Below are 13,715 nucleotides of genomic sequence, written 5' to 3' on the forward strand. Positions count from 1 at the left end.
CTCTCGAGAGGTCTCGAGAGGCTCGGGGGATGTCTCCGGGGTGGCGCCTCGGCGGTTGCTCGGTACGAGATGAACCAGCGTGTCGCTTGTCGCGACAGGGGGACGCGGGTCGGCGTCCGCCGCTGCCGGCCCGTGACGCCTTCTCCGTACGTGACGGACCGACAACGGCAGCCGGCCGGTGACCGGCCGGAGGCACTGGTGAGTGACTCCGGCCGGGCCGGGCGGAAGGGGCGACCGGCCATGGCCCGCCGGGGGGAAGCGGCCGTGCCGGTGCCATGGAGAGGTCGAACTCGGGACCGAGGGGCCCGTACTGGCTGAAAAGGGTCCGGGAGCGCGGACAGTGCCGCCGCGCTGCGGATCCGACGCCACGGATCCGGGCTGAGCCAGGAGAGTTGTAGACCTGCGGGACACTCAACGTCAAGGCCTGGAAAGGAAGTTGATGATCCGACAGATATATGCGAGAGCCGGGACGGGGCCGCGGGCGAGGCCGGACGGAACATGTAGCCCACAGGTGGCACATAATGAGCACTCTTTTTCCACATCTCCCTTGACCCGCCGATGTAACCATCGGTAACTTCCTCGGCGGCTACTGCTGCGTAACCAGAAAGCCCTTACGGCCGCCGGGAGTTGTGAGGAGGCTTGCGCAGCAGCCGCTGTCCGCGCCAGGACAACGTGCCGCTGAAGCCCAACCCGCATCACTTAGCGCATGGGAGCAGACATGGCCTCGTCCTCGGACGTCACGTCGTCCGCCGACAACACCCCCGAGAACCCCGAAACCGGTTCCGCAGAGAGACGCGGCCGGGTCCGGCTGCGCCGGGCCGCCGTCATGGCGGTGCCCGCCACCTTCGTCGCCGCGACGCTCGCGGTCCTCACCGCACAGGGTGCCCTGGGGGTGCAGTTCGCGATCTCCGGGATGCCGTTCGTGGTCACCGCCGACCGGCTCGACGGAGAGGGTTTCGCGCAGTTCGGCACGCTGGACCACATGATCGAGAACAGCCCCAACGAGGGTGACACCGGCGGCCAGGTCCTGGTCGTCACCTCGGTCGTGAAGAACGGCAAGATCACCAACATGTGCCAGAGCGTCGACCTCGGCGGCATCCAGCTCGTGCTCACCGCCGGCGGCGGGTCCACCCCGGTGAGCGTGAAGAACCTGGCCATCGACTCCGACGAGATCTCGGGCGACGCCGAGTTCAACAACATCGAGATCGGCCGGGACGCCAGCACCTTCGACAAGGTCCCGATCCAGGGCTCGCCCGGTGTCTACGGACAGCAGGCCGACACGGTCGTCATCAAGAACCTGTACCAGCACAACTACGCTGCCACCGCCGCCGTCTTCAAGCTTCCCGGTCTGCACATGAGCTTCAAGAGCGGGGGCTGTCCGCAGTGACCTTCACCCAGTGGCGGGACGGCTTCCGGAAGTGGAGGGGCCGCCGGCCCTTCGCGGGCGGCCTGCTGCTCGTCCTGGGCGGCGGCGAGATCCTGGTGACCATGAAGGCACCGCTTCCGGTCATCCTGCACGTCGGCATGCAGGGCCTGGCGGGCTACCTCCTGCCCACCCTGATGATGCTCTGCGGTCTGCTGATCATCTTCAACCCGGCCCAACGGCTGTTCTACTCGATCATCGCCATCCTGCTCTCCCTGGGCACCTGGCTCACCTCGAACATCGGCGGCTTCGTCATCGGCCTCACGCTGGGCGTCGTGGGCAGTTCCCTCGCCTTCGGGTGGGTGCCCGACCAGGAGCCGCGCAAGAGCCGCCGCAAGCGGCGCAAGGAAGCGCGGGCGACGGAGCTGAAGGCGAACGCGGTTCTACAGGGCGGCTCCTTGCCCGAGGCGGGGGAACCCGCCTGACACGGGCTCCGCACAGTACGGACGTACGCCATCTCACCGGCGGGGCCGGGACGACCTGCGCACAGCGGGCCGCTCCCGACCCCGCCGGTTCGCGGTCTTACAGCTTCCCCTTCCCCTCCCCCTGCGCCCTTCCCCTCTCTGCGCCCTCCCCTTCCCCTCTCTGCGCCCTCCCCTTCCTCTTCTCCCTCCCCTCACCTTTGGTCACTCTTCTTCACCCTTGTTGTTCCGCCCCCGGCGCTTGCCGCTCCTCGGCCGTCGCACCTCACTCGAACAGGTGACTTGGGAACTTCTTTGCCGCCGCGAGGAGTTCAGCGAAAGATCACTGCAATGGGTTCGACGTGAAGGAGCGACACCGGCATGGTGTTCAAACGGCTGCTCGGGGCTATCGGCGTAGGCGGCCCCTCGGTGGACACGGTGCTCGACGGCGGGGCGGTGCTGCCCGGCGGAGCGCTGTCGGGGCAGGTCCGCCTCCGGGGCGGCGGTGCGGCCGTGGAGGTCGAGGAGATCGGCCTGGAGCTGGTCGCGCGCGTCGAGGCGGAGCACGGGGACGGCGAGAGCGAAGGCACCGTCGCCTTCGAGCGGTACGTCGTGGGCGGCGGCTTCCGGCTGGGTGAGGGCGAAGAGCGCAGCGTGCCGTTCACGGTCGCGGTGCCGTGGGAGACGCCGGTCACCGAGCTGTACGGCCAGCCGCTGGGCGTCGTCCTGGGCGTGCGCACCGAGCTGGTGGTGGCCGACGGCCGCGACCGGGGCGACCTCGACCCGCTCACGGTCCGTCCGCTGCCCGTGCAGGAGGCGGTCCTCGAAGCACTCGGGCAACTGGAGTTCGGCTTCCGCTCCGCCGACCTGGAGCACGGTCGCATCGGCGGCACCGGGCAACGGCTCCCCTTCTACCAGGAGATCGAGCTCACGCCTCCCTCGCGGTACGCGCACGCGGTGACCGAGATCGAGCTGACCTTCCTGGCCACACCGGCCGGCCTGGAGGTCGTGCTGGAGGCCGACAAGCGCGGCGGCATGCTCACCCCCGGACACGACGCGCTGTCCCGTTTCACGGTGCGCCACGAGGACGTCTCCGTCCTCGACTGGAACAGCGAGGTCGACGGCTGGATACGCCGGCTGACCGAGCATCGCGAGGCCTACGGCGCGCAGGCGTACGTCCACTCCGCGCCCCACGGCGACGACGGTTCGGAGTACAGGTCGCACGACGGGCCCGGCCTGGGCACGGCCGTCGCCGCGGGCGCGGCAGGGCTGGCCGTGGGGGCCGTCGGCGGCATGGTGGCGGCCGAAGTGGTCGACGAGATCGGTGACTTCTTCGAAGGAGAGGAAGAAGAGGAGGAGGCGGAAGAAGAGGAAGAGGGGTGAGGACCGGGGGCGAGGCCTGAGACCGACGCGAGCCGGCGGCGCGGCGTCGACGGCATCGACGTCATCGACGTCGAGAAGCATTCCTGCGGTGGGCTGTTCTTCGACACGGAGGGCCGCGGCGGGCAGGGCCGGCCACACGAACCGGCCGTCGCGGCCGCCGCCAGCCCCACGACCGCGCTCGGCTCACCGGAGACCAGCCCGGTCCCGCTCACCCCTCGAAGCTGCGAGCGGTTCCCCGACGAACCCTGCGCGCCTACACCCGCTCCCCCCTCACCGTCATCCCCCGGGCCGCCAGGGCGGCCACCCCCACCATCACGCCCGCGGTCCAGAACGCGGCCTCGGCCGCGTCCGCCGTCCCGCCGCCGGTCGAACCGTGCAGGTAGACGCTGCCGAGGACGGCGACCCCGAGGGTCGCGCCGAGCTGCTGGACGGCGTTGAGGAGTCCGGCGGCCGACCCCGTCTCCTGCGGACGCAGGGGCGCGAGGGCGAGGGTGAAGAAGGCGGGGGCGAACAGGCCGGCGCCGACGCCGATCACGGCGAGCGCGAGCAGCAGGAGGCGCGGATAGGCTCCGGGGTCGGCGCGGTCGTAGACGGCGACGGCGGCCAGGATTCCGGTGAGCAGCACCCCGAGCCCGACGAACATCACCCGGTGACCGTGCCGCCGGACGAGGTGCGCGCCCGCCGCCCAGGACGCCACGGCCAGCCCCGCCGACCACGGCGCCAGCGACAGCCCTGCTGTCAACGTTGCGACATGTAGGCCGAGTTGCAGCTGCAGGACGACGACCGTCGTGAGGCCTGTGGTCACGGCGAAGAAGGCCGTGGAGGTGGCCAGGGCGGCCGGGAAACCACGGTGGCTGAACAGTCCGGGTTCCACCAGCGGGCTTCGCCCCGCGGCGGCGACCCGCCGCTGGTGCACGGCGAAGCAGGCGAGTACGGCGAGCCCGGCCCCGACACAGCCCCAACCTCTGGCACCCATCGCCGAGATGTCCGCGCCGATGAGCGGGAACACGGCGAGCCCGGTGCCGACGGCCGCGAGGGCGGTGCCGGTGAGGTCGAGGGTCGGGCGGCGCGGGGCGCGGTTCTCCGGCAGCGCGGCGGCGAGGACCAGGACGAGCACGGCGATCGGCACGTTGAGCAGGAACGCTGCACGCCACGACGAGCCGAGCAGATCGGCGTGGGTCAACACCCCGCCGAGCACCGGTCCGCACACGCCCGCGAGCCCCATCACCGGCCCGATGCTGCCGAATGCGCGCGACAGTTCCGCACCAAAGAACATCGCCTTGATGAGCCCGACCGTCTGGGGCACCACCAAGGCGGCCGCCGCGCCCTGGACGGCACGGAAGCCGATCAGGAGTCCCGTGCCGGGAGCCAGGGCGCAGGCGACGGACGCGGCCGTGAAGACGACGATTCCGCTCACGAAGACCCGGCGACGGCCGGCGATGTCGCCCAGTCTGCCGCCGAGGACGAGCAGCACGGCGAACGGCAGGGTGTACGCCGTCGTGAACCACTGCACGTCCGACACGGCCCCGCCCAGGTCGGCGTGGATCGCCGGTGCGGCCACCTGCACGACGGTCGCGTCCAGCAGGTTCATGGCCTCGCCCAGCAACAGGGCGACGAGCGCGGCACGCCGCCGTGAACGGTGCGGTGGCGAGTAGACGGTTTCAGATGTCTCTGACGTCTTGGATGTATCAGACATCTCAAATGTCTCCGACATCTCTGATGTTTCCTGCGTTTCAGGCGATACGGCGTGTTCGGAAGTCATGGAGGTCAGCGTGCGAGCAGATGCGAACACGGTTCCACCAACGACTCCAGGAACGACGTTTTCCTCCATCGGAAGCCCGTGCGGCGAAGAAATCCCACTTCCCGGTTCAACCCTCGGTCGACGGTGGGAGGTTGAGACACATGACCAGCGATGAAGCGGAAAGCGACGGCAACAACGCCATCGACACCGGGACGGCGCACTCCGCGCGGATCTACGACTACATCATCGGCGGCAAGGACCACTTCCCGGCGGACCGCGAGGCGGGGGACGCGATGGTGCAGGAGTGGCCGGCGCTGCCCGTCCACATGCGCGCCAACCGCGACTTCATGAACCGCGCGGTGCGCCACCTCGCGCGGGAGGCGGGGATACGTCAGTTCCTGGACATCGGCAGCGGCATTCCCACCTCCCCCAACATCCACGAGATCGTCCAGGCGGCGGCCCCCGACTCCAGGGTGGTGTACGTCGACAACGACCCGCTCGTGCTCGCCCTGTCCCGGGACCTGGTGCGCAGCACGCCAGAGGGGCGCACGGCGTACCTGGAGGCCGACATGCGCGATCCGGCGGGCATCCTGGCCGCGCCCGAGTTCCGCGACACCCTGGATCTGGACCGGCCCGTAGCCCTCACCGTCATCGCGATCGTCCACTTCCTGCTCGACGAGCACGACGCCGTCGGTATCGTCCGCCGCCTTCTCGATCCGCTGCCGTCGGGCAGCCATCTGGCGATGTCCATCGGCACCGCGGACTTCGCACCCGAGGAAGTCGGTCGGGTCGCCCGTGAGTACGCTGCCCGCGGTATGCCGATGCGGCTGCGCACGCACGCGCAGGCGGCGGAGTTCTTCACGGGCCTCGACCTCGTCGACCCCGGCATCGTCCAGGTCCACCACTGGCGCCCGGACGACACCGGAACAGACACAGACACACGCACAGGCACAGGCACCGACACCGGGACGAGCACCGGCACCGAGGTGCTCCGCGACGAGGACATCGCCATGTACGGGGCGGTGGCCCGCAAGCCCTGACCGTGGCCCCGCCACGTCGGACACACTCGGCAGGAAGATCAAGAAGAGTCCACAGAGATTGACGATCAGTCAACTCACCTGCGGACATATTCTGCTCCGTCCCCGATGCCCGCTTCGCATCACAATGCGGGAGCAGCGCCTCACACCAGGTGGTTGCTCACTTGACTACCAGCGGTCACACAGGGTTGGCTCCGAGCCAACGAATGTCTCCCGCCGGTGCGCACCCCTCGCTCCGGCGGTGCTCGCCCCGTCCTCCTGCTCTGCCGCACAGCGAGGTGCAGCCCCCCATGAACAATCCCCTCCCCGCTCCTGCCTCTTCCGGTTCCCTCGGAACTCTCGAATCCTTCGGAACTCTCGAATCCCTCAAAGCTGTCGGCTCTGTCAACTCTGTCGGGGCTGTCGGCTCTCTCGGATTCCTCGGGTCCATGCGCCTCGCGGCCCTGGCCGCGGCCTGCTGCCTCCTTCTCGCCGGCTGCTCCGGCACCACGTCGTCCGGCTCGAACGCGGACGGGGCCGGCGGCTCGGGCCACGGGATCAAGATCGCCCTGGTCACCCACGGCGCCGAGGGCGACGCCTTCTGGGAACTGGTGCGCAAGGGCGCCGAGGCGGCGGCCGCCAAGGACGGCGTCGTTCTGACGTATGCCAGCGACTCCGACGGCGCCGGGCAGGCCGAGCTGGTGCGGGACGCGATTCGTGACCGGGTCGACGGCATCGCGGTGACGCTGGCCAAGCCGCAGGTCATGAAGGCTCCCGTGAGCCAGGCCGAGACGGCCGGCATACCCGTGGTCGGCCTCAACTCCGGTATCGACGCCTGGCGTGCCGCGGGGCTCCTGGAGTTCTTCGGTCAGGACGAGAGCGTCGCGGGCCGTGCCGTCGGCGCCAAACTCGACGACCTCGGCGCGAAGCACGCCCTGTGCGTCATCCACGAGCAGGGCAACGTCGCTCTGGAAGCGCGCTGTGCGGGCGTGAAGAAGACGTTCACCGGCGAGACCCAGATGCTCTACGTCGACGGAACGGACATGGACGCGATGACCACTGCCGTGCGCGCACGTCTCCAGCAGGACCCCGACATCGACGAAGTCATCACGAACGGGGCACAGTTCGCGCTCTCGGCGGTGAAGGCGGCGGGGCAGGCGAGCAGCAGGGCCAAGGTCGCCACCTTCGACCTCAACGAGGACCTGGTCGCGGCCGTCCGTGACGGCAGCGTGCAGTTCGCCGTGGACCAACAGCCGTATCTCCAGGGCTACCTGGCCGTGAACGCGCTCTGGCTCTACGAGACCAACGGCAACCTCAGCGGCGGCGGGGTGGCCCCCGTGCTGACCGGCCCGGCCTTCGTCACGAAGGCCAACGTCGCCGAAGTCGCTCGCTTCGCCGCCGCCGGAACCCGTTGACCAGGCTGTTCCTCCGCTCCCCCTCCCCCGCAGATCGCCCTAGGACGACTATGTCTCCACGGACAGGTGCCCGGCGCCGCCGTCTCGGCTCCATACGTCTCTCCCTGATCCTCCTTGCGCTGGTGCCCAGCGTCACGCTCACCGCCATGTGGGGTGTGACGACGACCCAGATGTTCACGGAGGGGCTACAGCTGCGTGACCAGACCGAACTGAGCAGGTCGACCGGCGCGATGGGCACCGAGGCGACGCTCGCGCTCCAGCAGGAACGCAGCCTGTCGGCCGTATGGCTGACCTCGCCCGACAGCTCCCGGGCCGCGCTGGAAACGCAACGCAGGAAGACGGACGCGGCGGTCGACAAGCTGGTCAGCCGGGCGGACGACATCCAGCGGGCGCCCGCCCGCGTCAGGGACCGGCTGTACTCGGTCGTCGCCTCCGCGGGCAGCCTGGAGTACTACCGGGGTCAGGTGGACGACCCCACCGACATCACCGCCGCCCAGGCGCTGGACCAGTACACCTCGATCATCGACGACCAGATCCACGCCTTCCAGGAGCTGTCCCAGGTCGACGACGGCGACCTGACCTCGCAGGCCGGCCCGCTCATCGCCCTGGAGCACGCGGCCGAACTGGTCTCCGAGGAGGACCTCACCCTCACCCTGGCCGGGCCCGAGCGGCGGATGGACGAAAAGGCGTGGTCGGAGTTCGCCCAGCTGGTCCACTCACGCCGCTGGCTCGTGCAGGACCAGATCGTCCCCTCGCTCACCGGCGCCGCCAAGACGCAGACCGAGAAGATCCTGACGAGCTACCAGTGGCAGATCCTGGAGTCCATCGAGGACAAGGTGCTCGCGGCCCGGGCGAAACCGAGCGAAAACGGCGACATCGTGTTGCCGGACGTGCAGAAGCAGTGGCGCGCCGCGCTCATCGACGTCTCCGACCAGTACTCGGCACTGATCCGGCAGCAGACGACCGCGCTGTTGCAGCACAGCGCGGACGACGCGCGCAACCTGCTGGTCACGGCCGCCTCGCTCAGCGCCGGCGGTCTCGTCGCCGTGCTGGTGTGCGTCGGCATGTCCTGGCGGATCACCCGCTCGCTGTCGCGGCGGCTGCGCGGGCTGCGGATGGCGACGCTGAGTCTGGCGCACGAACGGCTCCCGGACGTGGTGGCCCGGCTGGACCGGGGCGAGACCGTCGATGTGGACGCGGAGACCCCGCCGCTGGACTACGGCGGCGACGAACTCGGGCAGGTCGCCAAGGCGTTCAACACCGCCCAGCGCACCGCCGTGCTCACCGCGGTCGAGCTCGCCGACACCCGGCGCGGTTTCCAGAAGGTCATCCTGGGCATCGCCCTGCAGAGCCAGAACCTGGTCAACCTCCAGCTCAGCAAGCTCGACGCGCTGGAGCGCCGGCACCAGGACCCGGACATCCTGGGCGGTCTGTACGAACTGGACTCCACGGCGAGCCAGTTGCGCCGTTACGAGGAGAACCTCGTCATCATCAGCGGCGGCCGGCCTGGCCGCAGCTGGGCCGAGCCGGTGGCGCTGATCGACATCCTGCGCAGCGCCGTCGGGGAGGTCGCCGAGTACCGGCGGGTGGAGGTGCGCACCGAGGAGGAGGTGTACATCGCGCCGCCCGCGGTGGCGGACGTCATCCATCTGCTCGCCGAGCTGATCGACAACGCGACCTCCTACTCGCCGGCGCCCGGCCCGGTCGGGGTACGGGCCGTGCTGGTGGCGAAGGGCCTGGCGATCGAGGTCGAGGACCGCGGTCTCGGGATGTCCGAGGAGGACTACGCCTCGTTCAACGCGCAGCTGGCGGTCCCGCCGCAGTTCGACGTGGTCGCGCTCGCCGACGACCTGCGGCTGGGCATGTTCGTGATCGCCCGGCTCGCGACCCGGCACGGCATCGCCGTGACCCTGCGCTCCTCCCCGTACGGCGGGACCACGGCGATCGTGCTGGTCCCGGAGGACATCGTGGTCCGCGAGGCGCCCACCTCCGAGACCCCCGCGGTCGAGCTCTCCCGCGAACCGAGAACCGCCGGCCCTCGCGCACCGGAGAGAGACCTCCGGTCGCCCGGACAGGAGGCATCGCTCCCGGTGCGGGAGGTCTCGGCCTCCGGCGAGGCGGAGGACCTGCCCGGTTCGGAGCGGGAGCACGACAGCTCCGGCCCGGAGCAGGAGCCGTCTTCCTCCCCGGCAAAGGATGCCGCCTCTGCACCGGACCTCGACTCGCCGACCCCGACTGGTGACACAGGACTCCGGGCACTCGACTCGTCCTCCTCATGGAGTCGTTCCACCGACCGGCCGCATCACTCGCCCTCCAACGGTGAGCGGGCGTCCGACGCCACACCCGCCACACCCGCTTCATCGACGTCCTCGGCGTCATCGGCCTCATCGGCCGCCGCGGCGCGCGGGACGGTGACGGCCCCTGCCACCCAAGCGGCGGCCGCCCGCCCCGGCGGCCTCGTCCCGCTCCCTCGCAGGATCCCGCAGACCAGCCTCGCCACCGAGCTGCGTGAGGACGCCACGTCCGCAGCCCGCGGCGAAGAAGACGGTTACCCGGACGATTTCACGGCGGAGCGCGCCGCCTCTTCCCTCGCCGGTTTCCAGCGCGGCACGCTGCGAGCACACGCCGACGCCGACGAGCCGGTGCCCGGCCCACAGGACACGGCCGCCGAGGACGACGACCTCGGCCCGCCGGTCGCTGCCGCACGCATCCCCCAGACCCCGACACTGCCCGCCGACCGCTCATGAAGGACACCGCGATGACACACTCCATCCCTGGCACGAACACCCAGCTCGACCAGTTGCTCACAGGTCTCGTGGACCGGGTCGCCGACGTGAACCAGGCCGTCGTGCTGTCCGAGGACGGGTTGGTGGTCAGCAAGTCCACCGGTTTCCTGCGTGAGGACGCCGAGCGGCTGGCGGCGACCGCGTCCGGCCTGATGAGTCTCAGCAAGGGCGTCAGCATGGATTTCCGCGGCGGCCCGGTGCGCCAGGCGCTCATCGAGATGGCCAACAGTTACCTGATCCTCACGTCGGCCGGCCCGGGGGCCCACCTCGTCGTGCTGGCCGGGAAGAACGCGGACGTCGGCGTGGTGGCGTACCAGATGAACATGCTGGTGAAGAAGATCGGCGAGCACCTCAGCGCGGCGCCGCGGGCCCATGTCGGTCCCGCCGCCCGCACCAACGGCGGGTGAGGTGAGCGGAGGCGACGAAGCGGGCCGGCTCGTCCGACCGTTCACCCTCACCGGTGGGCGGACCCGGCCCAGCCGCGCCGACTTCACGCTCATCACGACGGTCACCGCGGTGGACCCGCCGCCCGAGCGGGCCGCCCGGCCGCAGCCGGAGCATGCCCGGATCCTGCGGCTGTGCGCCCGGCCGGTCGCGGTGGCGGAGCTCGCGGCCCATGTCGACCTGCCGGTCAGCGTGGTCGTCATCATGCTCTGCGATCTGCTGGAGGCGGGCCTGATCACGGCCCGGCCGCCGCGTCCCGTCACCGGCACCCTGGACCTGGACCTGCTCCAGAAAGTGAGGGACGGCCTTGGCCGGATCTGATCCCGCCGCTTCCGCCGCCGACTCGGCAGCGGCGCCCGACACGGTGAAGATCCTCATCGCCGGCGGTTTCGGCGTCGGCAAGACCACCATGGTCGGCGCTGTCAGCGAGATCGCGCCGTTGCGCACGGAGGAGCCGCTGACCGTCGCCGGGCTGGACGTCGACGACCTGAAGGGCATCGAGGAGAAGCGGTCGACCACCGTGGCCCTCGACTTCGGGCGGATCACCATCGGCGCCGACCTGGTGCTGTATCTCTTCGGCACGCCCGGCCAGCAGCGGTTCTGGTTCATGTGGAACGACCTGGCGATCGGCGCGCTGGGGGCAGTGGTCCTCATCGATGTGCGCAGGCCGGAGTCCAGTTTCGCGGCCATCGACTTCTTCGAACGCCGGGGCATCCCCTTCGTCGTGGCCGTAAACGGTTTCTACGGACTGCATCCCTATCCAACGGAGGACATCAGGGAGTCGCTTGCGCTGCCGGAGCACGTTCCGGTGCTGCTGTGCGACGCGCGGGAGCGGGAGTCGTGCCGGGACGTACTGATCGCCCTGATCGACCGATTGATCGACGACGTCACACCTCGACCGAACCCTACGCACTGATTCCGGACCGCGCGACGGCCTGACAACCCGACCACCCAGCCCCCAGCCCCCAGCCCCGCCCGAACCGAGCCCCAGCCCCAGCCGAACCGAGCCCCAGCCCGGAACCCGTCAGCCAGGAACTCGTCAGCGGGCCCCCGCGGCACGTAGTACGGAAACCGTCTCCGGGTGGGGTCCCGCGGTCGCCCATTCGAGGGGCGTCAGCCCGGTGCCGTGGTCCTCGCGGAGGTTGGGGTCGGCACCGTGGGCCAGGAGCGTGCGGACCGTCTCGATGTGGCCCCAACAGGCCGCCGCGCACAGAGGAGTTCCCTCGGAGCCCAGGCCGGCGCTCTCGGCGTCGGGCGGCGCACCGGCCTCGAGCAGCACCCGCGCCGTATCCGCGTCGCCCTGAACACAGGCCGCGTACAGGGGAGTTTCGCCGTCGACGTCGGCTGCCGCCGGGTCGGCGCCGGCCCTGAGCAACAGTGCGACCTGTTGCCCCTCTTCACACATCGCCGCAGCCACCAGGCGCTTCGTCAGTTTCTTCTGCCGTCTTCTGTTCACGGACGCCGAGGCTAGGCCCTGTTCAGCGACGAGTCGTCGGATTTTTCAACGGCTACGCACAGACACAAGGCGGAAAACCGCCAAGCGTGTCCCAGTGATTGACCTGTTTCTCTCCCGCCCCTACCTTCTGACCGACTCGCCGAACTTAGTTCGATATTTCGAACTATCTGAACTATTGATCGGCGTCAACGGGCCCCCGCACCCCCTCCCCCTGGAGCGCACATGAGTCCCCACCCGTCCCGCCGTCTCTTTCTCGGAGCGGCCGCGTCCGTCCCCATGGCTCTCACCCTCGGCGTCCCGGCCGCCCACGCGGCCGACTCGGCGTACGTGATGGGCTACTTCACCGAGTCGACCAGCCTCGGCGTCGGCACCGACTACGGCCTCCACCTCGCCGTCAGCACGGACGGGCTGCGCTGGATGCCGCTGAACCAGAACAACCCGGTGGTCACGCCGACCGAGGGCGCGCTGGGGCTGCGCGACCCGTTCATCCTGCGCAAGCAGGACGGCACCTTCGTGGTGCTCGCCACCGACCTCAAGGGCACCGACTGGAGTTACGTCAGTCAGTACGTCCACGTGTGGAATTCGACCGACCTGCGCACCTTCACCGGCTACCACCGGCTGAAGCTGCACGACATGAACACCCACAGCTGGGCGCCGGAGGCGTTCTGGGACGCGGGACGCGGGCAGTACGCGCTCATCTACTCCGCCGTCAACTCCAGCGGCCACAACGTCATCATGGTCAACTACACGACCGACTTCGTGACGGCCTCGGCGCCCCAGGTCTTCTTCGACCCCGGCTACGACGTGATCGACGGCGACATGGCCGTGGGCGTGAACGGCGTGAACTACCTCTACTTCAAGAAGGACCAGACGCTGGTGGGCGCGCGGTCCACGTCCCTCGACCCGGGCAGCTTCACGGTCTTCAACGCGGGTGTCGCGCACGGGGGCACCGAGGCCCCGACCCTGGTCAAGTCCCTCACGTCCAGCACCTGGTGGCTGTGGGGAGACACGTACACCCCGAACGGCGTCTTCTACGCCTGGCAGTCCACGGACCTGTCGGCGGGCACCTGGACCGCGCTCGACCAGAAGACCTACACCCAGCCGGTCAACTCCAAGCACTGCGGGATCACGACGATCACCAGCACCCAGTACAGCAATCTCGTCGCGCACTGGGGCGCTCCGGCCTGGAACCGGCTCAAGTCCTACAACTACCCGGACCGCTACGTCCGCCACTCCAACTACGTCGGCCGCATCGACACGTACCCCTTCGACCTGTACACGGACTCGGAGTGGAAGCTCGTGCCCGGCCTGGCCGACAGCTCCGGGGTCTCCTTCCAGTCGGTGAACTACCCGACCCGCTACCTGCGGCACTACAACTACCAGCTCCAACTCGACGTCAACGACGGCACGTCGGCGTTCGCCGGCGACGCGACCTTCTACCGCACGGCGGGCCTGGCGGACGCGGGCTGGTCGTCGTTCCGCTCGTACAACAACCCGACCCGTTACATCCGGCACTCGAACTACGTGCTGCGCATCGACCCGATCTCGACGGCCACGGAACAGCAGGACGCGACGTTCTACGTGGGCTACTGAGTTCTACGTGGGCTACTGATCGGGAACCGTTCGCGGATGCGTCCGGTACCGGACGCA

12 protein-coding genes are annotated in these 13,715 nt (G+C 69.6%); 10 read left to right on the forward strand and 2 right to left on the reverse strand.

The window, feature by feature from the left end; translation table 11 throughout:
* Positions 1-718: 718 nt before the first annotated feature.
* The 3 genes from AB0J04_RS18380 to AB0J04_RS18390 all read left to right on the forward strand — a co-directional run bounded on the left by AB0J04_RS18380 (position 719) and on the right by AB0J04_RS18390 (position 3,207).
* Complete coding sequence (locus AB0J04_RS18380) at positions 719-1,387, forward strand: DUF6230 family protein (RefSeq protein WP_363169518.1); 669 nt, start codon at positions 719-721, stop codon at positions 1,385-1,387.
* Entirely contained in the window at positions 1,384-1,848 is a 465-nt protein-coding gene (locus AB0J04_RS18385; RefSeq protein WP_363169505.1) for a DUF6114 domain-containing protein, read from the forward strand. Before AB0J04_RS18380 ends, AB0J04_RS18385 begins: the two co-directional genes overlap by 4 nt.
* 357 nt (positions 1,849-2,205) lie before the next feature.
* A complete protein-coding gene (locus tag AB0J04_RS18390; protein ID WP_363169506.1) occupies positions 2,206-3,207 on the forward strand; it encodes a sporulation protein in 1,002 nt (333 codons plus the stop codon).
* Between the two features lie 253 nt (positions 3,208-3,460).
* Here AB0J04_RS18390 and AB0J04_RS18395 read toward each other — a convergent pair whose 3' ends face one another.
* Entirely contained in the window at positions 3,461-4,903 is a 1,443-nt protein-coding gene (locus tag AB0J04_RS18395; RefSeq protein WP_363169507.1) for an MFS transporter, read from the reverse strand.
* Positions 4,904-5,109: 206 nt separating this feature from the next.
* On the opposite strand from AB0J04_RS18395, the gene AB0J04_RS18400 reads away from it, so the two are divergent.
* From AB0J04_RS18400 to AB0J04_RS18425, 6 genes are all read left to right on the forward strand, one after another.
* Positions 5,110-5,988, forward strand: a complete 879-nt coding sequence (locus AB0J04_RS18400; protein ID WP_363169509.1) for an SAM-dependent methyltransferase — start codon at positions 5,110-5,112, stop codon at positions 5,986-5,988.
* Between the two features lie 425 nt (positions 5,989-6,413).
* Positions 6,414-7,379, forward strand: a complete 966-nt coding sequence (locus AB0J04_RS18405; protein ID WP_363169510.1) for a substrate-binding domain-containing protein — start codon at positions 6,414-6,416, stop codon at positions 7,377-7,379.
* 50 nt (positions 7,380-7,429) lie between these two features.
* Positions 7,430-10,126 (forward strand): nitrate- and nitrite sensing domain-containing protein, encoded by a 2,697-nt coding sequence (locus AB0J04_RS18410; RefSeq protein ID WP_363169511.1) that lies wholly within the window; start codon positions 7,430-7,432, stop codon positions 10,124-10,126.
* An 11-nt stretch (positions 10,127-10,137) separates the two neighbouring features.
* Entirely contained in the window at positions 10,138-10,572 is a 435-nt protein-coding gene (locus AB0J04_RS18415; protein ID WP_363169512.1) for a roadblock/LC7 domain-containing protein, read from the forward strand.
* A gap of 1 nt (position 10,573) precedes the next feature.
* Positions 10,574-10,930, forward strand: a complete 357-nt coding sequence (locus AB0J04_RS18420; RefSeq protein ID WP_363169513.1) for a DUF742 domain-containing protein — start codon at positions 10,574-10,576, stop codon at positions 10,928-10,930.
* A complete protein-coding gene (locus AB0J04_RS18425) occupies positions 10,917-11,525 on the forward strand; it encodes an ATP/GTP-binding protein (protein WP_363169514.1) in 609 nt (202 codons plus the stop codon). The genes AB0J04_RS18420 and AB0J04_RS18425 overlap by 14 nt, the downstream gene beginning before the upstream one ends.
* A 123-nt stretch (positions 11,526-11,648) precedes the next feature.
* Here AB0J04_RS18425 and AB0J04_RS18430 read toward each other — a convergent pair whose 3' ends face one another.
* On the reverse strand, positions 11,649-12,065 hold the full coding sequence (locus AB0J04_RS18430) for an ankyrin repeat domain-containing protein (protein ID WP_363169515.1): 417 nt from the start codon (positions 12,063-12,065) through the stop codon (positions 11,649-11,651).
* A gap of 222 nt (positions 12,066-12,287) precedes the next feature.
* Here AB0J04_RS18430 and AB0J04_RS18435 point away from each other — a divergent pair, with 222 nt between their 5' ends.
* Entirely contained in the window at positions 12,288-13,658 is a 1,371-nt protein-coding gene (locus AB0J04_RS18435) for a glycoside hydrolase family 43 protein (RefSeq protein WP_363169516.1), read from the forward strand.
* Positions 13,659-13,715: the final 57 nt, after the last annotated feature.

The organism is Streptomyces sp. NPDC050263 (assembly GCF_040655955.1).
Lineage (GTDB): Bacteria > Actinomycetota > Actinomycetes > Streptomycetales > Streptomycetaceae > Streptomyces.